The 26,271-nt window shown below is 52.6% G+C and carries 18 protein-coding genes, 4 tRNA genes, 3 rRNA genes and 1 riboswitch; of the genes, 3 read left to right on the plus strand and 22 right to left on the minus strand.

Features of this window, described 5'->3' with window-relative positions:
- Window positions 1-8 precede the first annotated feature (8 nt).
- The 4 genes from ilvM to J9880_RS06905 all read right to left on the minus strand — a co-directional run bounded on the left by ilvM (window position 9) and on the right by J9880_RS06905 (window position 3,535).
- On the minus strand, window positions 9-272 hold the full coding sequence (gene ilvM / locus J9880_RS06890) for an acetolactate synthase 2 small subunit (protein WP_013577547.1): 264 nt from the start codon (window positions 270-272) through the stop codon (window positions 9-11).
- The gene (gene ilvG / locus J9880_RS06895) at window positions 269-1,915 is read right to left on the minus strand and encodes an acetolactate synthase 2 catalytic subunit (RefSeq protein WP_232770250.1); all 1,647 of its coding nucleotides are present in this window, start codon (window positions 1,913-1,915) and stop codon (window positions 269-271) included. Before ilvG ends, ilvM begins: the two co-directional genes overlap by 4 nt.
- Window positions 1,916-2,062: 147 nt before the next feature.
- A complete protein-coding gene (gene ilvL / locus J9880_RS06900) occupies window positions 2,063-2,164 on the minus strand; it encodes an ilv operon leader peptide (RefSeq protein ID WP_015699153.1) in 102 nt (33 codons plus the stop codon).
- A 132-nt stretch (window positions 2,165-2,296) separates the two neighbouring features.
- The gene (locus J9880_RS06905) at window positions 2,297-3,535 is read right to left on the minus strand and encodes an MFS transporter (RefSeq protein ID WP_119822803.1); all 1,239 of its coding nucleotides are present in this window, start codon (window positions 3,533-3,535) and stop codon (window positions 2,297-2,299) included.
- A 366-nt stretch (window positions 3,536-3,901) separates the two neighbouring features.
- Between J9880_RS06905 and J9880_RS06910 the strand changes: the two genes are divergently transcribed.
- Complete coding sequence (locus tag J9880_RS06910; protein WP_095924171.1) at window positions 3,902-5,437, plus strand: YifB family Mg chelatase-like AAA ATPase; 1,536 nt, start codon at window positions 3,902-3,904, stop codon at window positions 5,435-5,437.
- Between the two features lie 25 nt (window positions 5,438-5,462).
- Here the strand turns inward: J9880_RS06910 and J9880_RS06915 are convergent, their stop codons facing one another.
- Window positions 5,463-5,801, minus strand: a complete 339-nt coding sequence (locus J9880_RS06915; RefSeq protein WP_095924170.1) for a DUF413 domain-containing protein — start codon at window positions 5,799-5,801, stop codon at window positions 5,463-5,465.
- Between the two features lie 118 nt (window positions 5,802-5,919).
- Between J9880_RS06915 and hdfR the strand changes: the two genes are divergently transcribed.
- Window positions 5,920-6,744, plus strand: a complete 825-nt coding sequence (gene hdfR / locus J9880_RS06920; protein WP_232770251.1) for an HTH-type transcriptional regulator HdfR — start codon at window positions 5,920-5,922, stop codon at window positions 6,742-6,744.
- A gap of 11 nt (window positions 6,745-6,755) precedes the next feature.
- On the opposite strand, the gene yjfF is transcribed toward hdfR, so the two are convergent.
- From yjfF to btuB, 13 genes are all read right to left on the minus strand, one after another.
- A complete protein-coding gene (gene yjfF / locus J9880_RS06925) occupies window positions 6,756-7,742 on the minus strand; it encodes a galactofuranose ABC transporter, permease protein YjfF (RefSeq protein ID WP_232770252.1) in 987 nt (328 codons plus the stop codon).
- Complete coding sequence (ytfT, locus tag J9880_RS06930; protein WP_119822807.1) at window positions 7,742-8,761, minus strand: galactofuranose ABC transporter, ATP-binding protein YtfT; 1,020 nt, start codon at window positions 8,759-8,761, stop codon at window positions 7,742-7,744. The genes yjfF and ytfT overlap by 1 nt, the downstream gene beginning before the upstream one ends.
- A 10-nt stretch (window positions 8,762-8,771) precedes the next feature.
- Entirely contained in the window at window positions 8,772-10,253 is a 1,482-nt protein-coding gene (gene ytfR / locus J9880_RS06935; RefSeq protein WP_208294502.1) for a galactofuranose ABC transporter, ATP-binding protein YtfR, read from the minus strand.
- Window positions 10,254-10,363: 110 nt separating this feature from the next.
- Window positions 10,364-11,320 (minus strand): galactofuranose ABC transporter, galactofuranose-binding protein YtfQ, encoded by a 957-nt coding sequence (ytfQ, locus tag J9880_RS06940; RefSeq protein WP_015699160.1) that lies wholly within the window; start codon window positions 11,318-11,320, stop codon window positions 10,364-10,366.
- A 403-nt stretch (window positions 11,321-11,723) separates the two neighbouring features.
- A tRNA-Trp gene (locus J9880_RS06945) sits at window positions 11,724-11,799 on the minus strand.
- Between the two features lie 53 nt (window positions 11,800-11,852).
- Window positions 11,853-11,929: transfer RNA gene (locus tag J9880_RS06950), tRNA-Asp, on the minus strand.
- 103 nt (window positions 11,930-12,032) lie between these two features.
- Window positions 12,033-12,148: ribosomal RNA gene (rrf, locus tag J9880_RS06955) — 5S ribosomal RNA — on the minus strand.
- A gap of 127 nt (window positions 12,149-12,275) precedes the next feature.
- Window positions 12,276-15,178: ribosomal RNA gene (locus tag J9880_RS06960) — 23S ribosomal RNA — on the minus strand.
- Window positions 15,179-15,392: 214 nt separating this feature from the next.
- A tRNA-Ala gene (locus tag J9880_RS06965) sits at window positions 15,393-15,468 on the minus strand.
- 137 nt (window positions 15,469-15,605) lie between these two features.
- Window positions 15,606-15,682, minus strand: a tRNA-Ile gene (locus J9880_RS06970).
- A 71-nt stretch (window positions 15,683-15,753) separates the two neighbouring features.
- A 16S ribosomal RNA gene (locus J9880_RS06975) occupies window positions 15,754-17,291 on the minus strand.
- The 16S, 23S and 5S rRNA genes sit together here with 4 tRNA genes alongside, the layout of an rRNA operon.
- A 408-nt stretch (window positions 17,292-17,699) precedes the next feature.
- Window positions 17,700-18,581 (minus strand): glutamate racemase, encoded by an 882-nt coding sequence (murI, locus tag J9880_RS06980; RefSeq protein WP_232770253.1) that lies wholly within the window; start codon window positions 18,579-18,581, stop codon window positions 17,700-17,702.
- Entirely contained in the window at window positions 18,526-20,388 is a 1,863-nt protein-coding gene (gene btuB / locus J9880_RS06985) for a TonB-dependent vitamin B12 receptor BtuB (RefSeq protein WP_095924164.1), read from the minus strand. Before btuB ends, murI begins: the two co-directional genes overlap by 56 nt.
- Window positions 20,389-20,459: 71 nt before the next feature.
- A riboswitch (cobalamin riboswitch) is annotated at window positions 20,460-20,718 on the minus strand.
- Between the two features lie 141 nt (window positions 20,719-20,859).
- Between btuB and trmA the strand changes: the two genes are divergently transcribed.
- Window positions 20,860-21,960, plus strand: a complete 1,101-nt coding sequence (gene trmA, locus J9880_RS06990) for a tRNA (uridine(54)-C5)-methyltransferase TrmA (protein WP_095924163.1) — start codon at window positions 20,860-20,862, stop codon at window positions 21,958-21,960.
- 83 nt (window positions 21,961-22,043) lie between these two features.
- Here trmA and bglB read toward each other — a convergent pair whose 3' ends face one another.
- The 4 genes from bglB to fabR all read right to left on the minus strand — a co-directional run bounded on the left by bglB (window position 22,044) and on the right by fabR (window position 26,086).
- The gene (bglB, locus tag J9880_RS06995) at window positions 22,044-23,183 is read right to left on the minus strand and encodes a beta-galactosidase BglB (protein WP_119823873.1); all 1,140 of its coding nucleotides are present in this window, start codon (window positions 23,181-23,183) and stop codon (window positions 22,044-22,046) included.
- A 24-nt stretch (window positions 23,184-23,207) separates the two neighbouring features.
- Window positions 23,208-24,794 (minus strand): MFS transporter, encoded by a 1,587-nt coding sequence (locus J9880_RS07000; protein WP_232770254.1) that lies wholly within the window; start codon window positions 24,792-24,794, stop codon window positions 23,208-23,210.
- 277 nt (window positions 24,795-25,071) lie between these two features.
- On the minus strand, window positions 25,072-25,431 hold the full coding sequence (locus J9880_RS07005) for a YijD family membrane protein (protein ID WP_095924160.1): 360 nt from the start codon (window positions 25,429-25,431) through the stop codon (window positions 25,072-25,074).
- Window positions 25,406-26,086 (minus strand): HTH-type transcriptional repressor FabR, encoded by a 681-nt coding sequence (gene fabR / locus J9880_RS07010; protein ID WP_095924159.1) that lies wholly within the window; start codon window positions 26,084-26,086, stop codon window positions 25,406-25,408. Before fabR ends, J9880_RS07005 begins: the two co-directional genes overlap by 26 nt.
- Between the last annotated feature and the right edge of the window lie 185 nt (window positions 26,087-26,271).

Raw genomic sequence — 26,271 nt, forward strand, 5'->3', positions numbered from 1 at the left:
TCCTTTACTCACGCATTCGCGCGTATTTGTTGTGATGTGTGTTGCTGGATCTCGACACAAGCGACATCCATAAGTTTGCGTAACTGTGAAGACAGTAAATCTACCGGCCGCTGACTGGCAACGGTCAATTCGATATTTATGTTTTCCGCATTAACCATCGGCGTCATGTTCATCGCGCACACCTGAAAACCACGGTGACGGACAACGCGTAATACGCGCTCCAACATTTCGGGGCGGAAACGGGCCTGAATTGAGACGTTATGTTGCATCATGACATTTTCTCCAGCATGGTTTCGTTGCCTGCGCCCGGTGGAACCAGCGGCCAGACATTCTCATTTTCGTCGATGGAAACCTGGAGCAAATACGGACCTTCGCTGTTGAAGAAGGCGTCCAGAGCGGCATCGACTTGATCTTTACGGTGGATACGTTGGCCGGGGATATTGAAGGCACTGGCCAGCGTGACAAAATCGGGGTTATCGGAGAGGTTGGTTTCACTGAAGCGTCCGTCGAAGAACAATTCCTGCCACTGTCGTACCATCCCTAACCGCTGGTTATCCAGCAACAGGATTTTGACGGGCAACTGTTTTCGCTTGATCGTGCCCAGTTCCTGAACGTTCATCATGAATGAACCATCACCGGAAACGCAGATCACCATGTCGTCGGGACGGGCAACCTGTGCGCCGACAGCAGCCGGAACGCCAAAGCCCATAGTGCCCAGTCCGCTGGAAGTGATGAAGTTTTCCGGACGGGTGAACTGCATGTGTTGCGCGGTCCACATCTGATGCTGGCCGACGTCGGTGGTCACCACGGCGCTGGCAGATTTACGGTCGGAGATTTGTTTCAGTAACAGCGGCGCATAAATCGATTCGCCCGGATGGTCGTAACGCCATTCGCCCTGCGCTTTCAGGGTCATCACTTCATCACGCCATGCGTTGATGTTCAGTGGCTGGTGCAGCGCCGGTAACAGCGTATTCAAATCACCCTGTAATGCCACGTGCGCCTGACGTAATTTGTTCAGTTCAGCCGGGTCGATATCCATATGGATAACTGCAGCGTCTGGCGCGAAGGTATTCAGCTTGCCGGTTACGCGGTCATCGAAGCGCGCACCGACGGCAATCAGTAAATCACAAGACTGAACGGCCAGATTCGCCGCTTTGGTGCCATGCATGCCCAGCATACCCAGATAGCACGGGTCGCTGGCATCCGGCGCGCCCAGTCCTTTCAGCGTGGCTACCGCGGGCATACCTGTCGCAGAAATAAACTCACGTAATGCAGGAACCGCCTGCGCGATACCGACACCACCACCGACGTAAACCATCGGCTTTTGCGCGGCGGCAATCATCGCGCGGGCTTGTTGCAGTTCAGCGGCCGGATGCGGGAACGTTTCTTCTACCGCGACCAGATGCGGCGGTAATTCGCCGACGGCCAGCTGGATATCTTTCGGGATGTCGATCAGAACCGGGCCCGGACGGCCGGAGCTGGCGATGGCAAAGGCTTCCGCCATGATTTCCGGCAGTGCTTCCAGCGATTCGACCAGAAAGCTGTGTTTGGTGCAGGCCAGAGACAGCCCTAAAACGTCGATTTCCTGGAAAGCATCGGTGCCGATGAAAGCAGAACCGACCTGACCGGTGATGGCAACCAGCGGAACGGAATCTAACAGCGCGTCGGCCAGACCGGTGATCAGGTTGGTCGCGCCGGGGCCGGAGGTGGCGATACAAACGCCGACTTTTCCGGTAGAACGGGCATAGCCGATGGCAGCCATTGCAGCGCCCTGCTCATGCCGGCACAACAGGTGTTCCACGCCGCCGTCATACAGTGCATCGTATACCGGCATGATTGCCCCGCCAGGATAACCAAATACTGTATTTACACCCTGCGCACGCAACGCTTGTACTACCCATTGTGCTCCGTTCATCTTTATTCTCCTGCCTTTTTGCGACAAGTGCAGAATATTATGCTGTTGCTCATTTTCCGACCCCGCTTCACTATTCTCTGAAATTCCTGACCCAAAAAAAAACCCCGGACCTTTCGGTGCGGGGTTTCTTTTCAGGTTCAGGCTTGTTTAATAAGCCTTTCTTCGTCCAAGTGCAGCCCCGCACGGTGGGATAATAATCACCACCACGCTAATCACGACTAGGCTAACTACGAGGAGAAGGGCTTTCATTTTTCGGTTTCTAAAATTCATATTGCGAACGATTGCCTACAGAGTTATCACAGTAAGATGTCTAATGACAACACTTTTATTACGTTATTATTTGCAGCGCATTGCAAAATCCACGAAAAATCATCTGAAAAATCAAACCTTAGCGCGGTGATCTGCAGTTTGATTATTTATTGCTCCGGCAATGGCTTTTCCGCGCGTATCCCGGCCAAACGCCACCAGAACAGAAATCAGGATGGCGACAGTACCGGCGACAATTGCCATCGCCAGTCCGTAATTGTGTCCGTGGCTTTCAGCAATGTAAGCCTGAAGCGTCGCATTGACGGATGCGATGAGGTTACCGAGCTGATACACAAACCCCGGCAGAACCGCGCGGGTGTTGGCGGGCACCAGTTCGGTCAGATAAGTCGGCACCACGCCCCAGGCGCCCTGCACCATAAACTGCATCAGAAACGCCCCCAGCCCCAGCATCCACGAACCGCCGGAAAATGCCCATAAAGGAATGACCGGCAGCGAAAGCAGCGCGGCAATAATAATCGCCTTCTTACGGCCAATTTTCTCCGACAGTGAACCGAAGAAGATCCCGCCGATAATTGATGCGATGTTGTAGCTTATGGCGATTAAACTGACGGTATGTGCATCGAAACCGTGCTGAACTTTCAGGAATGTCGGATAGAGATCCTGCGTGCCGTGACTGAAGAAGTTGAAGCCCGCCATCAGCACCACCAGATAAATACACAGCTTCCAGTTTTTCTTCAGCACCGGCATCAGCGCGGTGCTTTCGTTGCGTTCCCGCGCTGCCAGCCAGACCGGCGATTCCTGCACTTTGAACCAGATAAACGGCAGCAGGAAAACCGGCACAGCGCCAATCACAAACATGCCGCGCCAGCCAACCACATCAAACAGTAAACCGTACACCACCGCCGCCAGCAGATAACCAAACGGATAACCCGCCTGGAAAATCCCTGACATCATGCCGCGTGAGCGGTCAGGAATGGTTTCCATCGCCAGAGAAGACGCCACGCCCCAGACGCCGCCCATCGCAATGCCGTAAATCACACGCAGGATCAGGAAAACAGTCAGTGAAGGTGCCGCCGCAGTACAGAGTTCGAAGAAAGAAAACAGCGCGATATTGACCATCAGTACCGGCTTGCGTCCGTACTTTTCCGCCGCACGACCAAACAACAGCGCGCCTATTGGCCGCACGGCCAGCGTCAGCAGGATCGCCAGCGTGACCTGTTTGATATCCACCTGAAAAGCAGTGGCGATGTCACTGAGCAGAAAGACCAGAACGAAAAAATCAAAGGCATCGAGGGTCCAGCTCAGAAAGCTGGCGATGGCAACGTTACGCTGCCGGGAAGTCCAACCAAACATGGGTAAGTCCCTATTCCGGAATCGCTGTAGGCAGTGCACTGACCGGGGCATTCCGGAAAATTCCCGGTCAGGCAGAGAGATGTTAATCGGTGTTTTGTATTTGTTTATTTATTGTTAAATACACCAAGATTAAACACCGCTGCCGCTATGAACGGCAACTTAATTAGCCCGCTAATTTGTTTCCAGAGACCTCAAACTGTTAGGGAGTATTGCGGTCTGTGCGAGGCTTCTCGTAACTTTTCAGGTTAACCCGCTGACTTACAGATTATTTTTCCACGGCATTACGCATTCCGACAAACTTCTTCCCGCAGGGGCTTCAGCCTCAGGCATGCTGCCGTCAGGAGATTTCACAGCAAAGGAAAAAGCATGTCATTAGCCGTGGTGTATACCCGCGCCTCTCTGGGTGTTCAGGCGCCCGGCGTCTCGGTCGAAGTGCATATCAGCAACGGGTTACCGGCGCTGACGCTGGTCGGTTTGCCGGAAACCACCGTCAAGGAAGCCCGGGACAGGGTACGCAGCGCCATCATCAACTGCGGGTTTACCTTTCCGGCGAAACGCATCACCGTCAACCTGGCGCCTGCGGATTTACCCAAGGAAGGCGGCCGGTATGATTTGTCTATCGCGCTGGCGATTCTGGTGGCCTCAGAGCAGCTTCAGGGCGATAAGCTGGAGGAGTATGAGTTTCTGGGTGAACTCGGGCTTTCCGGTGCCCTGCGCAGCGTCAATGGCGCCATTCCGGCGGCACTGGAAGCGCAAAAAGAAGGCAGGGTGCTGATCCTGCCGCAAAATAATCAGATGGAAATGACGTTGCTGGATCCCGGTGTTGCGCGGGTCGCCGGGCATTTGTTGCAGGTCTGCGCCTTTTTGCAGGGCGAAGATAATCTGCCGCCCATTGAATTCCCCGCTCATCCGCCTGAACCCGCGCGTCAACCCGACCTCGCCGACATCATTGGTCAGGAACAGTCAAAACGCGCACTGGAGGTCGCGGCAGCAGGGGGACATAATTTATTGCTGATCGGTCCGCCGGGCACAGGCAAAACCATGCTGGCCAGCCGGTTGCCGGGATTGCTGCCACCGCTGAGTAACGAGGAAAAGCTGGAAACCGCGGCCATCGCCAGTCTGGTGTATAACCCGGAGGAGGACGGTGAATTCTCCCGCGTCCGCCCTTTCCGCGCGCCGCATCACAGCACGTCAATGAGTGCGCTGGTCGGGGGTGGCTCGCTGCCAAGGCCGGGGGAGATTTCGCTGGCACATAACGGCGTGTTGTTTCTCGACGAGCTTCCTGAATTTCAGCGGCAGGTTCTGGATGCCCTGCGCCAGCCTATGGAATCCGGCGAAATCACCATTTCCCGCGCCCGCGCGAAAGTGCGCTATCCGGCCAGAGCGCAACTGATCGCAGCGATGAATCCCAGCCCGACCGGACACTATCAGGGCGTGCATAACCGTACGCCGCCGCAACAGGTTTTGCGGTATCTGAGCCGGCTTTCCGGCCCGTTTCTCGATCGCTTTGACTTATCCATTGAAGTCCCGCTGTTGCCGCCGGGTATTCTGAGCCAGCAACATCATTCCCCTGCCATCAGGGAAAACAGTGCGCAGGTACGGGAGCGGGTATTGCTCGCCAGAGAAAGGCAGGTAGCACGGGCGGGGAAAATCAACGCCCATCTGAGCAGCAGTGAAGTTGAACGCTGGTGTGTGTTGACGCCGGGGGATGCGCAATTTCTGGAGGAGGTACTGCAAAAACTGGGATTGTCGGTCAGAGCCTGGCACCGCATTCTGAAAGTCGCGAGAACACTGGCGGATTTAGGGGGCGCAGAATCGATTGAAAGACGGCATATTGCAGAGGCACTGAGCTATCGCAGCATGGATAGGCTATTGTTAACGTTACATAAGAATCTGGCGTAAAAAAACGGGGCAACGCCCCGTTTCATTAGTCATCGCTTTCCGTGTAGTCTTCTACAGCGTCAGCCTGCGGTTTACCGCCAGACAGCGTGTGGAATTTCTTCGGACGACGCGTGCGGACAATGTATTTGTTCCACACTTTTTCAGCATCTGTTACAGGTTCGCGTGTACCGCGGCAAACCTCCAGGAACAGCTTTTCTTCGTCGGTAACGGGCTCACGTTTTCCCAGATCCAGCTCGTTAAAAGCAAAGCCGTAACGTTCTAGCATTTGCGCTTCTTTAATGGTGAAATCGCCATGCCGGGAGAACCCGCGAGGGTAATGTTTATTATCAAAAAAACGATTTGTCGTGGTGAAGCTTTCCGCCATCTGACACGCTCCTAATTCTCTCATGGTCGTGCTGTTATGGCGCGGAGTATTAGTTAGGCTTGACATTGTGTAAAACAAAACATTTAAATCTTAACGACAAAAAATATTGGAGATAGTTTTGGACACGGAATTACTGAAAACCTTTTTGGAGGTCAGTAGAACTCGCCACTTTGGTCGGGCGGCGGAATCCCTTTATCTGACGCAATCCGCTGTCAGCTTTCGTATCCGACAACTGGAAACCCAACTTGGCGCCAATTTATTCACACGGCATCGCAATAACATCCGCTTAACGCCCGCAGGAGAACGTCTGCTGCCTTATGCAGAGAATCTGATGTCGACGTGGCAGATGGCGAAAAAAGAGGTTGTACGCTCGTTACAGCACACAGAATTGTCCATTGGCGCCACGGCGTCGCTGTGGGAAGCCTATCTGACGCCGTGGATGCAGTCTTTGTACACTCAGCGCGGCACACTAAGACTGGAAGCGCGCATCGCCCTTCGTCAGTCGCTGGTGAAACAATTGCATGAAAGACAACTGGATTTACTGATCACCACTGAACCGCCGAAGATGGATGAACTGTCGAGTCAGTTGCTGGGTAATTTCTCGTTACGACTTTTTTCATCGCAGAAAACCGCAAGAGGGGAACATCCGCCCTATGTGAAGCTGGAATGGGGTGCCGATTTTCCGCAGCAGGAAAAACTGCAAAACAGCGATCAGGAACCGGTACTGACCACGACCTCCGCGCATCTGACCCGTCAGTTGCTGGAAAATACCGGCGGCTGCGCCTTCCTGCCCGCGCACTGGGCAAAAGAATATCCGCAACTTGCGGCACATGAGGATGTGCCACCGGTGATCCGACCGTTGTACGCCGTCTGGCTGCAAAACAGCGATCAGCAGGTTCTGATCCGTCAGTTACTCAAAACGCCACTAATCACTAATCTCTGAACCGTCCGGCCTCAGGACGGTTCAGGCCGCGGATGGCGCGCTCTTCTGGCGGCCCAGAACGTGCCCATGCCTTTTTGTAATCCGATGAAGATAAACAACAAAATACCCATCACGATTTTGGTCCACCACGAACTGAGTGTGCCGTCGAAGGTGATGTAGGTCTGAATCAGCCCCTGGATCAGCACGCCAAACAAACTGCCTAACACTGTGCCTACGCCGCCACTCAGCAGTGTTCCGCCAATAACGACAGACGCGATGGCATCGAGTTCCACGCCGCTCGCCGCTAGCGCATAACCTGCCGAGGTGTAGAGTGAGAAAATAATGCCAGACAGCACTGCCAGCGTACTCGACAGCATGTAGATATAAATCGTGGTACGACGGACGGGCACCCCCATCAGCGCAGCCGACACATTGCTTCCGCCGACGGCATAGACGTTGTTACCGAATCGCGTCCGGTGCGCCAGAATAATTCCGCCAAACACCACCAGCAGCATCACCAGAGCCAGTAAGGTGAAACGGCCTCCTCCCGGCATTTTCCAGGCATAATTAGCGAGGAAATCGTAAACCGGATGGTTAATCGGCAACGACTCTTCCGAGACGATAAAACTCATCCCACGCACGAAGAACATCCCCGCCAGCGTGATAATGAAAGCAGGCAGTTTCAGCGTATCAATGATCCACCCCATCAGGGCACCAAACGTGGCCCCCATCAGCAGCACAATGACAAACGCATAGCCAGGCGCTATACCGTAGGTCCCGATCAGTTTTGCCAGCAATACCCCGGTAAAGGCGATAACCGAGCCGACGGAAAGGTCGATACCACCGGAGAGGATCACGAAGGTCATACCGACAGCGACAATGCCCAGAAAAGCGTTATCGGTCAGCAAATCAAAAAAGACGCGGGTGGATGCAAACCCCGGGAACTGGGTGAAGCAATAGGCATATCCCGCCAGAAACACCACGATAGTAATCAGCAGCGGCAGATTTCTTTTAAGCATTATCCCTTCCTCCGGAACAGATTACTGAGCGAGACACGGGGCGACTGAACGACCAGTACGGCCAGCACCACCAGCGCTTTCAGCACCAGGTTGAATTCCGGTTTGAAGCCGGAGAGCAGGATGCCGGTATTCATACCCTGAATGATCAGCGCACCCACAACCGAAAGAAGCAGGTTAAAGCGTCCGCCTAACAGGGAACCGCCACCGATGACCACCGCCAGAATGGCGTCGAGTTCCAGCCATAGCCCGGCGTTATTGGCATCTGCGCCCCGGATATCAGCCGTCACGATAACGCCCGCCACCGCCGCACAAATGCCGCAAATCACATACGTGGATATCAGCACTAAACGGGCGTTTACCCCGGCGTTATACGCAGAACGGATGTTAATCCCCACTGATTCGATAAAAAGACCGAGCGCCGTTTTCCGCGTCAGCGCCCAGACCACAATCAGCATGACGATCGCGATAATCACCGGCATCGGCAGATAGAACAGAGAGCCGCTGCCGAACTGCGATAAACCGTTATGTTCAAAGGTGACGATTTGTCCCTCTGTAATCAGCTGTGCAATGCCGCGTCCGGCGACCATCAGCATCAACGTGGCGACAATCGGCTGAATTTGCAGAACCGCCACCAGAAAGCCATTCCACAAACCACAGACAGCACCGACGCCGACCGAGGCGAGCAGCACCATGATCAGCGGATAGCCCTGCACGGTCATAGTCGCAGCCGTCGCACCGGCAATCGCCATGACTGCGCCAACGGAAAGGTCGATGCCGCCGGTGGCGATCACCAGCGTCATCCCGAGAGCCAGTAAGGCAACCGGCGCGCCACGGTTAAAAATATCAACCAGGCTGCCAAACAGGCGGCCATCCTGAATGTGGATAGAGAAAAAGCCCGGTGCGACCAGACTGTCGATGATTAATATGGCGACGAAAGCGCCAATTTGCGTGGCACCTTTGGGAAATACCCATCTTACTTTGCGCGGTTTTCCCGTCATTTGCAGACTCCTGTTGTTCATCGCTATCTCCTCATTGCGCCGCAATGGCTTTCATAATGGCTGGCACGGAGATATCAGCCTGCTCGATTTCGGCAACATGACGACGGTCGCGAAGGACGACAATGCGATCGGCATAACCGGAGAGTTCTTCCAGCTCAGAGGAAATAACCAGTAACGCCAGCCCCTCATCGCACAGTTTTTCTATCAGACGAATGATTTCTGCGTGGGCACCGACGTCAATCCCACGGGTCGGCTCATCGAGTATGAGAAAGCGCGGATTGGTTGCCAGCCAGCGGGACAGCAACACTTTTTGCTGGTTACCGCCGGAAAGATACTGAATTTCCTGCTCAGTGCCGGGCGTACGAATGCCCAAGAGTTTGATAAACTTTTCGGCGATCTGATGCTGTTCTTTCATTGGCAACGGACGCAACCAGCCACGCTGAGCCTGTAAGGCAAGAATGATGTTTTCCCGCACCGTCGCTGCGCCGATAATGCCATCGGTTTTACGATCTTCCGGGCAATACCCAAACCCCAGTTTCGCCGCCTTTCTCGGCGTGCTGATGGTTTCCTCTTTGCCATCCACCCGCGCATTGCCGCTGTCATGGCCTTTAATGCCGAAAATCAGCTGAGCGGTTTCTGTCCGTCCGGATCCCAGCAGGCCGGCCAGACCGACAATTTCGCCGCGCCTGACTTTCAGGTCAAAATGTTCGACCACGCCGCGACGGCCATAGTCTTTGAAATCCACTAACGGCTCACCCGTCACATTCCGGTGTTCCGTGCGTTTAAGCAGGCTTTCATCAAAACTGTGACCCAGCATCATGGGGACAAGATCGATACGCGGTAAATCCACTGTCCGTTCTGACCCGACGCGCTTACCGTTTCGCAAAACGGTGATCCGGTCACTGATCCGATAAACCTGATCGAGGAAATGGGTGACGAAAATCATCCCCACACCTTTATCACGCAACTGAACCAGAATATCGAGCAACATGCTGACTTCTTTGGCATCCAGACTGGCCGTCGGCTCATCAAGGATTAAGACCTGGGCAGAAAGATCGACGGCGCGGGCGATCGCCACGATTTGCTGGATTGCAATGGAATAGGTTGAGAGTGGCTGGCTGACATCCAGATGCAGGCCATACCCCTCCAGAAGCGCGTCAGCCTGTTGTTCCATCTTGCGCTGATTGACCAGACCGAAGCGGGTAGGTTCACGCCCGATGAAAAGGTTAGCCGCAACGGAAATATTCGGCAGGAGGTTAACTTCCTGATAGACCGTACCAATCCCCAGCGACTGGGCATCAGCGGTATTGACAGGCTCGATGGGCTGGCCGTTGAGGAATACCTGGCCTGCTGAGCGTTTATAGACACCGGTGAGGGCTTTAATCATTGTGGACTTACCGGCGCCGTTCTCACCTAAAAGGGCAACAATTTCACCGCGTTCGAGGGTAAAGTCGACATTTTCCAGCGCCTTCACGCCGGGGAATTCTACTGACAGGCCGCGAACTTCAAGCAGCGTTTCTGAACCAGGATTATCCGTCACGTCACTACTCCTGCTGCATTCGCCACAGGCGAAAAGGGAATAATTTTTACCGGCTTGCCCGTGAGACAAGCCGGTAAACCGGCTTAATAACCCATGTTTTTCTTCATGTCATATTCTTTCTGAGCCATGTCCGGCAGGATCAACGCGGATTGAGTCTGAATGAATTTCTTCGGTTGAGTACCGTCCTTTTTCATCGCAATCAGCGCATCAAATGCAGGTCCAGCCATGTTAGGCGTCAGCTCAACAGAAGCATTCGCTTCACCCGCCAGCATAGCTTTGTAGATATCAGGAACACCGTCGATAGAGACGATTTTGATTTGCGAGCCCGGCTTCAGGCCGGCTTCTTTGATGGCCTGAATGGCACCAATCGCCATGTCGTCGTTATGCGCGTAAACGGCACAAATATTTTTGCCGTTTTGCTCTGCCTTGATGAAGCTTTCCATCACTTCTTTCCCTTTACTACGGGTGAAGTCGCCGGATTGGGAACGGATAATTTTGACGTTTGGCGCAGCTTTCAGGGCATCGGCAAAACCTTGTTTACGGTTTAACGCGACGCTGGCACCGACGGTTCCCTGCAATTCGACAACATTACAAGGTTTGCCCGCAGACTCTTTGACCAGCCAGTCACCTGCCACTTTACCTTCATAAACGCTGTCCGAGGCTACTGCTGCCGTATACAGGGAGGGATCACTGACCTCAATGGTGCGGTCTAACAGAAATACCGGGATCTTGGCTTCTTTCGCTTCCGTCAGTACAGGTGCCCAGCCGGTTGCCACAACAGGCGCGATGAATATGGCATCAACACCTTGCGCGATGAATGAACGTATCGCTTTGATTTGGTTCTCTTGTTTTTGCTGAGCATCGGCAATTTTCAGTGTAATGCCACGTTTTTCCGCTTCTGATTTAGATACTTTTGTTTCCGCAGAACGCCACCCAGACTCAGAGCCGATCTGCGAAAAACCAACAACCAGCGGAGCCGCCTGAGCTGCGCCACAAAGTACTGTTGCTACTGCTGCTGCCACAAATAAGCGTTTGTACATGTCTCTTTCCTCGCGTGTAGTCTGAGCTACTTTTTGTTATGACTCGTAGGGTACGGCCAGGACATTCACCCGACATATGCCCTCATCCGCTACGACCTGAGGCCGTAAAAAGGACAAAAACAAGAGTGCCGGGAACTGGTAGTCGTCATAAGACGATGATTAGGTTTAGTACATTGGGAAAAAGCGAGCATGAGCGAGGTCACATACGGGGAGAACAATCAATTAGTGCATGTATTCAGCCAAAACATGACCAAAAATAACCCGTAAAAGAGGGGAAATTGAGCGTAAAGGGTGCAAGAAATCGCTGACGGATTGTATTAAAGGCAAGAGGATAAGAAGAGGGAGGAGATTTCACAAAATTAAGACGAAAAAAAACCCCTCGCTTTCGCGAAGGGTTTCAATATGGCAGGGGCGGAGAGACTCGAACTCGCGACACCCGGTTTTGGAGACCGGTGCTCTACCAACTGAGCTACGCCCCTAAATTACGCTTACTATTATGCCTGCTAATTTAGCAGGCATAATTTTTAATAAGTGGCGGAACGGACGGGGCTCGAACCCGCGACCCCCTGCGTGACAGGCAGGTATTCTAACCAACTGAACTACCGCTCCACCGGTTCTTTCACATACATCAGAAAGCGTCTGATACATGTTTGTTCCTGTTATTTTCCTTGTCAGGGGAAAAGGAACACGTTCTTTATTATAAAAAATTGATGCCTGGCAGTTCCCTACTCTCGCATGGGGAGACCCCACACTACCATCGGCGCTACGGCGTTTCACTTCTGAGTTCGGCATGGGGTCAGGTGGGACCACCGCGCTACTGCCGCCAGGCAAATTCTGTTTCATCCATACCGCGTCGTGTCATGAGTTCTCATCACACACCGCCATACGAACCAATCTCGGAACAATCAGCTGAAAATCTACTTCAAAGTCTCTGCTAAAACACCTTTGGTGTTGTAAGGTTAAGCCTCTCGGGTCATTAGTACTGGTTAGCTCAATGCATCGCTGCACTTACACACCCAGCCTATCAACGTCTTAGTCTTAAACGTCCCTTCAGGTGGCTTAAAGCCACAGGGAAGACTCATCTCGAGGCAAGTTTCGCGCTTAGATGCTTTCAGCGCTTATCTTTTCCGCATTTAGCTACCGGGCAATGCCATTGGCATGACAACCCGAACACCAGTGATGCGTCCACTCCGGTCCTCTCGTACTAGGAGCAGCCCCTCTCAATCTTCCAACGCCCACGGCAGATAGGGACCGAACTGTCTCACGACGTTCTAAACCCAGCTCGCGTACCACTTTAAATGGCGAACAGCCATACCCTTGGGACCTACTTCAGCCCCAGGATGTGATGAGCCGACATCGAGGTGCCAAACACCGCCGTCGATATGAACTCTTGGGCGGTATCAGCCTGTTATCCCCGGAGTACCTTTTATCCGTTGAGCGATGGCCCTTCCATTCAGAACCACCGGATCACTATGACCTACTTTCGTACCTGCTCGAGCCGTCACTCGCAGTCAAGCTAGCTTATGCCATTGCACTAACCTCACGATGTCCGACCGTGATTAGCTAACCTTCGTGCTCCTCCGTTACTCTTTAGGAGGAGACCGCCCCAGTCAAACTACCCACCAGACACTGTCCTCACCCCAGATTATGGGGCCGAGTTAGAACATCAAACATTAAAGGGTGGTATTTCAAGGTTGGCTCCACGCAGACTGGCGTCCACGCTTCAAAGCCTCCCACCTATCCTACACATCAAGGCTCAATGTTCAGTGTCAAGCTATAGTAAAGGTTCACGGGGTCTTTCCGTCTTGCCGCGGGTACACTGCATCTTCACAGCGAGTTCAATTTCACTGAGTCTCGGGTGGAGACAGCCTGGCCATCATTACGCCATTCGTGCAGGTCGGAACTTACCCGACAAGGAATTTCGCTACCTTAGGACCGTTATAGTTACGGCCGCCGTTTACCGGGGCTTCGATCAAGAGCTTCTCCTTACGGATAACCCCATCAATTAACCTTCCGGCACCGGGCAGGCGTCACACCGTATACGTCCACTTTCGTGTTTGCACAGTGCTGTGTTTTTATTAAACAGTTGCAGCCAGCTGGTATCTTCGACTGGCTTCAGCTCCGGGAGCAAGTCCCTTCACCTACGCGCCAGCGTGCCTTCTCCCGAAGTTACGGCACCATTTTGCCTAGTTCCTTCACCCGAGTTCTCTCAAGCGCCTGAGTATTCTCTACCTGACCACCTGTGTCGGTTTGGGGTACGATTTCGTGTTACCTGGAGCTTAGAGGCTTTTCCTGGAAGCTTGGCATCAACTACTTCACCACCGTAGTGGCTCGTTATCACGCCTCAGGGTTAAAGTAATCCGGATTTACCAGGACTACACCCCTACACGCTTGAACCGGGACAACCGTCGCCCGGCTAGCCTAGCCTTCTCCGTCCCCCCTTCGCAGTAACACCAAGTGCTGGAATATTAACCAGCTTCCCATCGACTACGCTTTTCAGCCTCGCCTTAGGGTCGACTCACCCTGCCCCGATTAACGTTGGACAGGAACCCTTGGTCTTCCGGCGTGCGGGTTTTTCACCCGCATTATCGTTACTTATGTCAGCATTCGCACTTCTGATACCTCCAGCAAACCTCACAGTTCACCTTCGACGGCTTACAGAACGCTCCCTACCCAACAACGCATAAGCGTCGCTGCCGCAGCTTCGGTGCATGGTTTAGCCCCGTTACATCTTCCGCGCAGGCCGACTCGACCAGTGAGCTATTACGCTTTCTTTAAATGATGGCTGCTTCTAAGCCAACATCCTGGCTGTCTGTGCCTTCCCACATCGTTTCCCACTTAACCATGACTTTGGGACCTTAGCTGGCGGTCTGGGTTGTTTCCCTCTTCACGACGGACGTTAGCACCCGCCGTGTGTCTCCGTGATAACATTCTTCGGTATTCGTAGTTTGCATCGAGTTGGTAAGCCGGGATGGCCCCCTAGTCGAAACAGTGCTCTACCCCCGAAGATGAGTTCACGAGGCGCTACCTAAATAGCTTTCGGGGAGAACCAGCTATCTCCCGGTTTGATTGGCCTTTCACCCCCAGCCACAAGTCATCCGCTAATTTTTCAACATTAGTCGGTTCGGTCCTCCAGTTAGTGTTACCCAACCTTCAACCTGCCCATGGCTAGATCACCGGGTTTCGGGTCTATACCTTGCAACTTGACGCCCAGTTAAGACTCGGTTTCCCTACGGCTCCCCTATACGGTTAACCTTGCTACAAAATATAAGTCGCTGACCCATTATACAAAAGGTACGCAGTCACCCAACAAAGTAGGCTCCCACTGCTTGTACGTACACGGTTTCAGGTTCTATTTCACTCCCCTCGCCGGGGTTCTTTTCGCCTTTCCCTCACGGTACTGGTTCACTATCGGTCAGTCAGGAGTATTTAGCCTTGGAGGATGGTCCCCCCATATTCAGACAGGATGTCACGTGTCCCGCCCTACTCATCGAACTCACAACGTATGCATTTTTGTGTACGGGACTATCACCCTATACTGTGCGACTTTCCAGACGCTTCCACTAACACATACCCTGATTCAGGTTCTGGGCTCTTCCCCGTTCGCTCGCCGCTACTGGGGGAATCTCGGTTGATTTCTTTTCCTCGGGGTACTTAGATGTTTCAGTTCCCCCGGTTCGCCTCATTACACTATGTATTCATGTAATGATAATGTGTCGAAACACACTGGGTTTCCCCATTCGGGTATCGTCGGGTATAACGGTTCATATCACCTTACCGACGCTTTTCGCAGATTAGCACGCCCTTCATCGCCTCTGACTGCCTAGGCATCCACCGTGTACGCTTAGTCGCTTAACCTCACAACCCGAAGGTGTCTTAAAGACATCATCGCGCTGCGATTATTTGAGAGACTCTGTTACAGACTAATCCACCACTCAGTACTTCTACGGAGAGTGATGTTCAGCTGTAAACTTTCAATTTTCAGCTTGTTCCAGATTGTTAAAGAGCAAAATACTTCGCAGCATACTGTTTCCAATACACTCTGAAGTATTATTTAGGGGCTGTACGGTAATGGTGGAGCTAAGCGGGATCGAACCGCTGACCTCCTGCGTGCAAGGCAGGCGCTCTCCCAGCTGAGCTATAGCCCCATACAGTCACTTACAGATACCTTAATCACTAACACATCAGGAAGATGAGTTAGCCAATTACTTTCTCATCAAGGCGGAGTTCATACGACGTTTGCAACCGCAAACGAGTGTGACGACAACGCAGCATGAGGACGAATTGGTAGGCCTGAGTGGACTTGAACCACCGACCTCACCCTTATCAGGGGTGCGCTCTAACCACCTGAGCTACAAGCCTATTAAGGTATTTCTGCTCGTTACTTTCTATCAGACAATCTGTGTGGACACTGCACAATGCGTATCTTTAGGTAAGGAGGTGATCCAACCGCAGGTTCCCCTACGGTTACCTTGTTACGACTTCACCCCAGTCATGAATCACAAAGTGGTAAGCGCCCTCCCGAAGGTTAAGCTACCTACTTCTTTTGCAACCCACTCCCATGGTGTGACGGGCGGTGTGTACAAGGCCCGGGAACGTATTCACCGTAGCATTCTGATCTACGATTACTAGCGATTCCGACTTCATGGAGTCGAGTTGCAGACTCAATCCGGACTACGACATACTTTATGAGGTCCGCTTGCTCTCGCGAGTTCGCTTCTCTTTGTATATGCCATTGTAGCACGTGTGTAGCCCTACTGTGGGCCATGATGACTTGACGTCATCCCCACCTTCCTCCGGTTTATCACCGGCAGTCTCCTTTGAGTTCCCACCATTACGTGCTGGCAACAAAGGATAAGGGTTGCGCTCGTTGCGGGACTTAACCCAACATTTCACAACACGAGCTGACGACAGCCATGCAGCACCTGTCTCAGAGTTCCCGAAGGCACTAAGCTATCTCTAGCGAATTCTCTGGATGTCAAGAGTAGGTAAGGTTCTTCGCGTTGCATCGAATTAAACCACATGCTCCACCGCTTGTGCGGGCCCCCGTCAATTCATTTGAGTTTTAACCTTGCGGCCGTACTCCCCAGGCGGTCGACTTAACGCGTTAGCTCCGGAAGCCACGCCTCAAGGGCACAACCTCCAAGTCGACATCGTTTACAGCGTGGACTACCAGGGTATCTAATCCTGTTTGCTCCCACGCTTTCGCACCTGAGCGTCAGTCTTTGTCCAGGGGGCCGCCTTCGCCACCGGTATTCCTCCAGATCTCTACGCATTTCACCGCTACACCTGGAATTCTACCCCCCTCTACAAGACTCTAGCTTGCCAGTTTCAAATGCAGTTCCCAAGTTAAGCTCGGGGATTTCACATCTGACTTAACAAACCGCCTGCGTGCGCTTTACGCCCAGTAATTCCGATTAACGCTTGCACCCTCCGTATTACCGCGGCTGCTGGCACGGAGTTAGCCGGTGCTTCTTCTGCGAGTAACGTCAATGTTCAGTGCTATTAACACTGAACCCTTCCTCCTCGCTGAAAGTGCTTTACAACCCTAAGGCCTTCTTCACACACGCGGCATGGCTGCATCAGGCTTGCGCCCATTGTGCAATATTCCCCACTGCTGCCTCCCGTAGGAGTCTGGACCGTGTCTCAGTTCCAGTGTGGCTGGTCATCCTCTCAGACCAGCTAGGGATCGTCGCCTAGGTGAGCCATTACCTCACCTACTAGCTAATCCCATCTGGGCACATCCGATGGCGTGAGGCCCGAAGGTCCCCCACTTTGCTCTTGCGAGGTCATGCGGTATTAGCTACCGTTTCCAGTAGTTATCCCCCTCCATCAGGCAGTTTCCCAGACATTACTCACCCGTCCGCCGCTCGCCGGCAAAGTAGCAAGCTACTTTCCGCTGCCGCTCGACTTGCATGTGTTAGGCCTGCCGCCAGCGTTCAATCTGAGCCATGATCAAACTCTTCAATTAAAAGTTCGATTTGCTTCAACAAGTGAAGCGGTGCTCAAAAATTAACTTTCGTAATAATTCAACTAAATGAATTACTGCTTGGTCACTCTTTAAGACTTGATATTTTTTTGCCACCGAAGTGGCTGATATCGTCTTGTGAGTGCCCACACAGATTGTCTGATAAATTGTTAAAGAGCATGCCGCGGTTCGCAAGGAATCTTATGCGGCGCGGGAGGCGTATATTACGTTTTCCCGCTGAAGAGTCAAGAGATTATTCATTCGAACATTCTTCTTTTTCTCTTCCTGTCCGGGCGACTTGTCAGTCGTTGTTCCCGGTCAGTGGAGGCGCATTATAGGGAGTTCTCAGAAGGCCGCAACCCCTAAAATACAAATAATTTACTGACCGCTGAATCTTTCATCAAATGGCGTTTAAAGCGGCAATTCCTGGATACTTCTGAAGCCATATGACTGCAAAACAGGCAGCAAACTTTGCGCCTCTGCCGTCATCGCCATGCAATAGGCGACACTCTCTATTTCAACACCGGCTTTTTTTTCTGGAATAGCGACGTGAGAAGTCTCAATTAACCAATGTGCGCGGCGGGCAATCGCAGAACCGGAGTCGATCATACGCGTGCCGTCGGGCAAAACCTGTGACAGCTCTTGCGAAAGCAACGGGAAATGCGTGCAGCCTAATACCACGGTATCCGGCGGTTCACGTAAACGCAGCCACGGATGCAGGATTTTCTTCAATGCTGCCAGTGAGACTTCTTCGCCATGCAGCTTCGCTTCCGCCAGTTCCACCAGATCTGCAGAACCCAGCATCAGAATCTGACAATCCGTCGCAAAGCGTGCCACCAGATCATGCGTATAAGGACGCTGAACCGTCGCACGTGTCGCCAGCAACCCGACCACACCATTACGCGTTAATTTCGCCGCGGGTTTAATTGCGGGAACGACGCCGACAACAGGGCAATTGAATCTGGCACGTAAGGCAGGAAGAGAAACCGTGCTCGCGGTATTACAGGCGATAACAATAATAGAGAGGGGATGGCGTTTCGCCACTGCGCTGACAATCTCAACGACACGCTCAACGATAAATTCTTCAGACTTTTCACCATAGGGGAAAGCCACATTATCGAAGGCATAGATATAGTGCAGGTCCGGCAACATCTGCCGGACCTCATCATACACCGACAACCCGCCGACGCCGGAATCGAAAACCAGCACCGTCGGGCGGTCAGGAACTTGTGTGGTATCAGAAGGTATAGCTTCCAGAGAGGTAGAACTCACGTCCTGGTGTGGCATAGCCATAAGCCGTCTCGTAATCTTTATCAAACAAGTTGGCAATTCTACCACGAACCGTCAGATGTGAGGTCACAGGATATGATGCGGCGAGATCCCACAAACTGACACCACCGAGTTTAACGGTCTGATAAGGATAAGAACCGTAATCGGTATCGTAACGTTGTCCCAGATATTGATAGTTGATCGACCAGTCGATGTCGGCAATATTCCAGTCAATCTGATATTTCGCCTGTTGTTTGGCGCGACGGGCCAGAATTTCGTTGGTGGTCGCATCACGCGGGTCGAGATATTCCAGCGTAATCTGGTGTTGCAGCGGACCCGTATCGAAGGAACCTGTCCATTCCACTCCTTTAATTGTCGCTTTACCGATGTTGTAGTAAACGTTGGTCGAGTCGTCGTAATCAATCATCTGATCGATGTCGTTACGATAGACGTTCAGGCGCCAGCTAAGAGGACCGGTCAGCCCCTCCAGTCCACCTTCCCATTGCTTACTTTCTTCAGGCTTAAGATCAGGGTTGCCGCCATAGCTGCTATAAAGCTGTCCCAGATTCGGCGATTTATAGGCTGTACCGTAAGAAGCAATCAGTCGGTAGCCGTCGATGACTTCCCAGGCTGCACTGCTTTGCCAGGTGGTGTGCTGACCAAACTGCGAGTTATCGTCGCTGCGAACCGCGCCTTCCAGCGTGAAATCGCTGATTTTTTGCTGAGTGGTCAGATACACGCCGGTGTTGTGCTGGTCATAGCCATCGGCCAGATAATTGGTTCCCGGCTCGGTGGTCAGTTTCTGCCAGTCCAGACCGGCGCTGACTTCCCCTTTCCAGACCTGCAGGGTGTTACCCCATTGCACGTTGTACTGATCAGAATCATCCAGTGATGCGGAAGCGTCATACGGCCCGTACTTCGGATCGTAGTTATAGTCTTTGACGTGGCTGTAGCTGCCAATTAACTGCGTCGCGTAAATACCATTTTCATAACGCAGCCCCGTATCATAGGTACGGCTGTAAAGCTGACGGGTATCAATCAGCGCGCTGCCCGGCGAGTAATACGCATCATAAGCTGTGCGGTTATCGAAACCATAGGCACGGGCAAAGCCGCTGATCTCTTCATTGAACTGGTGTTGCAACGCCAGATACAGCGTCTTGTTCATGAAGCCGTCACGGTCTGGCTGAGGAACGCCGCCGGTGTTGCCGTCAGCGACCACGTCAATGCCACGGGTATAGGTGTAATCCCCTGCTGCCGTCAGCGTGGTGTTCTCACCCAGCGTCTGTTGCGTAGAGCCATTATAATTCTGATAACCATGGGAGCCGACACCCGCGCCGAGCGTGGTGCCGTCTTTATCACGCGTGGTAATAATGTTAACGACACCGCCAATCGCATCGGAACCGTACACCGCAGAACGCGGGCCACGAATAAACTCAATACGCTGAACAAGAGAAATAGGGATCTGGCTGATATCGGCCGCGCCGGAAATACCGGCCTGATTAAGCCGCACGCCGTCGATTAACACCAAAGTATGGCTGGAGTTGGTACCACGAACGAATAACGAAGCCTGCTGGCCCATTCCGCCGTTCTGGGCAATATCCACGCCGGGTAAACGACGCAGCACATCGGCCACGGATTTTGACTGCCATCTGTCGATATCGTCACGCGTCACCACATCGGTTGGCGCTAAAACAGAAGAAACAGGCTGTGGAAAACGGTTGGCAGTAACGACAAGATTATCGCTGCTGTTTGTGGAAGTGCTGTCTTGCGCCCACCCTGAAAAAGCCGTGACGGATAATGCCGTCAGCAGCACATGCTTTTTAATTGTCATGAATCGAGCATCCAAACTTAATTGGCGGATGCCGCAGAGGATCACCGGCGGTATTTCGCGACGACGATGATTAATGCGACGTAACATCGGCAGGTCTTCGGACTTAGGATTTGCAGGCTCATGAATTAAAAACACCTGCACCGGGCGATGACTTCCCATCTCCGCTACTCTCTTCCCTTTATATAAAGAGGGAAAGAAAAAGAAGAAACAGTGTCTGCATAATAAAGAATGCTATCGCCGTGATTTCCCCATACCGCTGCGCGCCAGTTCCGGATTCACACCGGATTCCCTTTTAACTCAGTCAATGAGGCCGAAGGGCAATCCTACGATCAACCCTTTTGGAAATCCAGACATCCGTAATGTCTGACGAACTTTCGCGGTATAAACACAACAAAGGTAGACATAAGGGAGACTTTCCCTACAATCCCCCGCAAAGTTTGTCCATTTACTTCCTGCCAGACGAGATAACCGATGACGCCTGAAAACCTGCCCATTGAACAATATGACGACCAGCTGGCGGAAAAGACCGCACGTCTCACGGCGATGATGTCGCCTTTTCATGCGCCGCAGCCTGACGTTTACCGTTCTCCTGTCAGCCATTACCGTATGCGCGCCGAATTCCGCGTCTGGCATGATGAAGGCGACCTGTACCACATCATGTTTGATCAGCAGACCAAAGCCCGCGTGCGTGTGAACCAGTTCCCGGCCGCCAGCGAACTGATCAACCGCCTGATGCCGGTGCTGATCGCCGCCGTGAAGCAAGATCCGGCATTGCGCCGTAAGATCTTCCAGATCGACTATTTATCAACCCGCAGCGGCAAAATCATCGCTTCCCTGCTGTATCACCGTAAGCTTGATGACGAATGGCAGCAGGCCGCCACTGCCCTGCGCGACCAGTTGCGCGCCGACGGTTTTGATATCCAGCTGATTGGTCGTGCGGCGAAAACCAAAATCATGCTCGATCAGGATTATGTCGATGAAGTGCTGCCGGTAGCGGGCCGCGATATGATTTATCGTCAGGTGGAAAACAGTTTCACCCAGCCCAATGCCGAGATGAATATTCAGATGCTGGAATGGGCGCTGAAGGCCACGGAAAACGCGACCGGCGATTTACTGGAACTTTACTGCGGTAACGGCAACTTCTCGCTGGCGCTGGCGCGTAACTTCCGCCGCGTACTGGCCACAGAAATCGCCAAGCCGTCAGTGGCTGCCGCGCAATTTAACATTGCCGCAAACCATATTGATAATGTGCAGATTATCCGCATGGCGGCAGAAGATTTTACCCAGGCACTGAACGGCGTGCGTGAATTCCGCCGTTTGCAGGATGTTGATTTGAGCGGATACGAATGCAACACCATTTTTGTCGATCCGCCACGCAGCGGGCTGGATGACGAAACCGTAAAAATGGTGGCAGGCTACGACCGTATTTTGTACATCTCCTGCAATCCGGAAACGCTGTGTGCGAATCTGGAAACACTGAGCAAAACACACCGCGTGACACGTCTGGCGTTGTTTGATCAGTTCCCGTACACCCACCATATGGAATCCGGCGTTCTGCTGGAAAAAATCTGACGGGCAAACGCGGAAACAGAAACGGGCACCTTTTGAGTGCCCGTTTTTATTTCAATCTCTTCTCAGCAAAAATACTGCCCGCCTTACAAGTAGACTCGCATATATTCTGACAGACAAAGGATCGCCATCGCCTGCCCGTAAGGCATCGAGGTCAGCGCAATTTCGCGATAGAAATCGAGATCATTGCCCATCGCTGTCCCGAATGAGGTTTGCGTCAGTTCCCCGGCCGGATTGATGTGCTTGATCACGCCCTGAATGGCTTTCTCCGCAACCGGCGCATAAGACGCATCGATATAACGTTTACGCACGGCTTTCAGAATGCCGTAGGCAAAACCGGCGGTTGCCGAGCTTTCAAGATAAGACTGCGGATCGTCGAGCAGCGTATGCCACAAACCGCTGTCGTCCTGACATTTCGCCAGCGCACTGACCTGACTTTCCAGCACCTGCAATAAATAGCGACGGGTGGCGTTATTTTCCGGTAAATCCACCAGTTCGAGGAATTCCGGGATCGCGATGGTCAGCCAGCTGTTGCCACGCGCCCAGCGGGCCTGCGCAAAGTTATGATGTCCGTCGAACGTCCAGCCGTGGAACCACAGACCGGTTTCTCGATCCATCAGATACTGCACATGCATCAGGAACTGATACGTCGCTTCTTCGACAAACTCCGGACGGTCCAGCAGCTTGCCAATTTTCGCCAGGGGCAACACGCTCATCATCAGCGTGTCATCCCACATTTGCTGATGATTTTCGTTGTTATAAACGATGTGCTGCATCGCGCCTTTATCGGTGCGCGGCATTTCATACATCACCCATTCCGCCCAGCGTTCCAGATAAGGACGCCATGCCGCATTGCCGGTTTCCTCGTAGCGATACGCCAGCGTCAGGAACGGGCTCATGGTATTGACGTTTTTGGTCGGCGTGCCTTCGGCCAGACGCGCGGTAAACCAGTCATCGATCACCGCCCGCATTTTTTCGTCGCCGGTCTGCTGATAATACTGATAAATGCCATACAGCCCGATGCCGTGCGTCCATTCCCAGCCTGCCCAGCCTTTGGTATCAATCACGCGGCCATCGTCCAGTCGCAACAGGAACTCACCGGTTTTATCTTCGATATTCACCAGATTGTCTGTCACGTTATGGATCAGCGATTTCAGTTCGCTGCGTGAAATGAAATGTTCCGGCTGTCGCAGTAAGGCACTGTGTTTAACTTCAAAAACTTTCATGGCTTTCTCCTGTGAATTCAAAACTTACAAACGTCCCTGGACCGGCATTTCAGCAGCATCTTCGCGGGTCAGCTTTTCTGGTGGCGGGTTATTGCGATGCAGATAACCGATGTTGTTATTGCCCCACAGAGATTCGTATTTCATCCCTGTCAGCATTTCGACCGTGGCACGGTCTTCCGGCGTAATTTGCTCCGGCACGATACGGTTGGCATCGCGCATTTTCTGTGTTTCGCGGGTCAGTACACCGTGCGTATTCTGATTAAGACGGAAGAACAGGGAAATGGTGAAACCGATACTGAGCATCAGTAAGGAGCCGATCACCAGCACGCCAAGAATGGTATGGCCGACTGCCGGTACCTGCTGGCTTTGCCCGGAAACGAATCCGGCGAGTTGCAAAATAATCCCCACCAGCATCACCGCGCCCGCCTGCGAGGCTTTACGGGTCAACGTCATCACACCGGCGAAAATCCCTTCGCGGCGCTGGCCGGTAATGGTTTCATCAACATCAGCAATATAGGTATAGATGTTCCAGGGCACGTAGTTGATGCCACCACGTCCCAGACCGGCCAGGGCAGAGATCAGCAGCAGTAATGACATCGAATCATTCATGCCGGTGAAATACAGCACACCGTAGGAAATGGTCGCCAGCCCGAACAGGGATACCGCGAGGCGATAAGACGGTGCCGGTCCGAAGCGGATACACAGCGGGATCATGCCGATAACCGCCACGAATTGCAGAATCGCCATCATGCCCATCAGGTTGGACGCAATCGACGCGCTTTGCATCAGCACAAACACCACGTAATAAGTGAACACGGCATTAAACACGTCCTGCGCGATATACCCGCCAAGGTATAAGCCCAGATGCTGACGGAAAATTTTGATGCGCAGTGTTGAAGACAATTCCACTTTCAGACGTTTCAGGCTTTGTGCCAGCGTCAGTTGCTGACGTTCACGCTCAATTTTCTTCGTGGCTTCAGATTTGAGCTCTTCCGGACGTTCCCAGGTAAAGAAATACACCAGCGTCAGAACGAAGGCGCAAATCACCGCAAAGACCAGACTCGAATAGAAGAAGGAGATGGCGTTATCTTTGCCGAAATGCTGCAACAGAATCCCCGGCAGGAAGGCGGCGAGAATCGCCGACAGCTGCGCCAGCGCGATACGTGCGCCTGAGAATTTGGTTTTCTGTTTGAAATCATCGGTCATCTCCGGCACCAGTGTTTCATACGGCACCAGGATCATGGTGTAGACGATATCGAACAGCAGATAGGTCAGCAGGTAGTAGACGTATCCCATGTCGCCCACCCACATAAAGCTGTAGCTGAACACACAAGGAATACCGAGCAGGATGAAGAACTTGCGTCGACCGAAACGCTTTCCGAGCCAGGTATTGCCGAAGTTATCGGTGAGATACCCCATCAGCGGACTGAGAACCGCATCGGCAACGCGCGCGGTGGCAAAAATAAAGGTCGCTTCGATGGGCGAGAGTCCGCAGAACGTGGTGTAAAAATAGAGCAACCACGCCGCAGTCAGGGCTGTTGTCCCCGCCCCCAGAAAATCGCCAGACCCGTAGGCGATGTAATTAAAAAATCCGATTTTACGTGTTTTCATTGCCGACTTGCCTCTGTTAAATCACCTATAGGCGTAGGCTGAATGCGAACGACAGCATGTCGTCCGGCCATGATTCAAATTAGCGAGGAGGCAGAATGAAAACCTTTTGGTTTTTGCCACTCAAACGAACTTTATGGCAATGAAATGAAGAAGTGGGCGATCAATATCTAAATATTGAACATAGGTTTGATATTAATGAAATGACAGTTCATTAAGTGAGGACGGAATAAGAAAAGGCAATCCGAAGATTGCCTTATAAGAAGAACCGGAAATGATATTACTGCGGGGAAGACTTACGTTTTTTCAGCTTCACACCAATCCACAGCACCAGCGCCACGCAAATCAGCGCGGGCAGGAAGTTCGAACCCAGTTCAGGGTATTCCGCCCGGACAATCGCGCTGTACAGCAGCAATCCCAGCAGAAAGCAGGCCGCAGCCAGCACCGGTAATCCTTTGGGCATTTCTCCCCGGTGATAACGTACATGCAGGCAATACACCGCCAGTACCAGAGAAATAATCGGGAAAATCGAAAACGTTACGACGGAACTGAATAACGCATCAAATGTGCCATTAATCGACAGCCCGGCAATCAACGCCAAAACCAGAGTGCCATTATCCTGGTTCGGTTGTTCGGTCATCTTCTTTACCTCGGGTCTTATTATTGATGGGAGTCACAGCCGTGCGTTCCTGCTGACGGCGATACCAGTAATACGCGCCCTTGGAGATCATCCGCAACTGCAGCACCAGCCGCTCTTCCAGCTGGCGGCGCTGTGCGATATCCACATCCAGCGCTTCCGCACCGGCGTTGAAAACGATGATCACCATGGCCTCTGCCTGCGCTTCGGTAAAACTGCGCGGCATGTGATTTTCGAGTTGCAGATAGTCGGCAAGTTCCGCAATAAAATGCTGAATTTCACGGGCGACCGCCGCACGGAATGCGGAAGACGTGCCGGAGCGTTCGCGCAGCAACAGGCGAAATGCGTTGGGATTATTACCGATGAATTCCATAAAGGTAGAGACGGATGTGCGGATCACACTGCCGCCTTTGGCGATACGCTGGCGCGCCTGACGCATCAGCTGACGCAGCATCAGCCCGCTTTCATCCACCATGGTCAGGCCCAGTTCATCCACATCACGAAAATGCCGGTAAAAGGAGGTTGGCGCAATGCCTGCCTCGCGGGAAACCTCACGCAGACTCAGACTGGCAAAGCTGCGCTCGGCACTGAGCTGACTAAAAGCCGCCTCAATCAGTGAGCGACGCGTGCGCTCTTTTTGTTGTGCTCTTACGCCCATAACCTTCATCCGGATAGTGTTCTTCTTTTTGATTATTCGCCCGATATCGCTTCACTATACCAAAATTTTTCACGGTCGGAGCCAAAGATACCACAGCATAAAGTGGGTCAGAATGTTGCTGCATTACCATTAAATGACAACTGCATGTGGGGTAAATAGGTGTAATATGTTACTTTCTCGTTGTG

It is taken from the genome of Rahnella victoriana, from assembly GCF_021276285.1.
In the GTDB taxonomy this organism is placed as follows: Bacteria; Pseudomonadota; Gammaproteobacteria; order Enterobacterales; family Enterobacteriaceae; genus Rahnella; species Rahnella victoriana.

Coding starts and splice junctions, on each gene's coding strand:
- ilvM (WP_013577547.1), bottom strand. CDS start 272: ATGATGCAACATAACGTCTCAATTCAGGCCCGTTTCCGCCCCGAAATG.
- ilvG (WP_232770250.1), bottom strand. CDS start 1,915: ATGAACGGAGCACAATGGGTAGTACAAGCGTTGCGTGCGCAGGGTGTA.
- ilvL (WP_015699153.1), bottom strand. CDS start 2,164: ATGAAAGCCCTTCTCCTCGTAGTTAGCCTAGTCGTGATTAGCGTGGTG.
- J9880_RS06905 (WP_119822803.1), bottom strand. CDS start 3,535: ATGTTTGGTTGGACTTCCCGGCAGCGTAACGTTGCCATCGCCAGCTTT.
- J9880_RS06910 (WP_095924171.1), top strand. CDS start 3,902: ATGTCATTAGCCGTGGTGTATACCCGCGCCTCTCTGGGTGTTCAGGCG.
- J9880_RS06915 (WP_095924170.1), bottom strand. CDS start 5,801: ATGGCGGAAAGCTTCACCACGACAAATCGTTTTTTTGATAATAAACAT.
- yjfF (WP_232770252.1), bottom strand. CDS start 7,742: ATGCTTAAAAGAAATCTGCCGCTGCTGATTACTATCGTGGTGTTTCTG.
- ytfT (WP_119822807.1), bottom strand. CDS start 8,761: ATGAACAACAGGAGTCTGCAAATGACGGGAAAACCGCGCAAAGTAAGA.
- ytfQ (WP_015699160.1), bottom strand. CDS start 11,320: ATGTACAAACGCTTATTTGTGGCAGCAGCAGTAGCAACAGTACTTTGT.
- murI (WP_232770253.1), bottom strand. CDS start 18,581: ATGGCTATGCCACACCAGGACGTGAGTTCTACCTCTCTGGAAGCTATA.
- btuB (WP_095924164.1), bottom strand. CDS start 20,388: ATGACAATTAAAAAGCATGTGCTGCTGACGGCATTATCCGTCACGGCT.
- trmA (WP_095924163.1), top strand. CDS start 20,860: ATGACGCCTGAAAACCTGCCCATTGAACAATATGACGACCAGCTGGCG.
- bglB (WP_119823873.1), bottom strand. CDS start 23,183: ATGAAAGTTTTTGAAGTTAAACACAGTGCCTTACTGCGACAGCCGGAA.
- J9880_RS07000 (WP_232770254.1), bottom strand. CDS start 24,794: ATGAAAACACGTAAAATCGGATTTTTTAATTACATCGCCTACGGGTCT.
- J9880_RS07005 (WP_095924160.1), bottom strand. CDS start 25,431: ATGACCGAACAACCGAACCAGGATAATGGCACTCTGGTTTTGGCGTTG.
- fabR (WP_095924159.1), bottom strand. CDS start 26,086: ATGGGCGTAAGAGCACAACAAAAAGAGCGCACGCGTCGCTCACTGATT.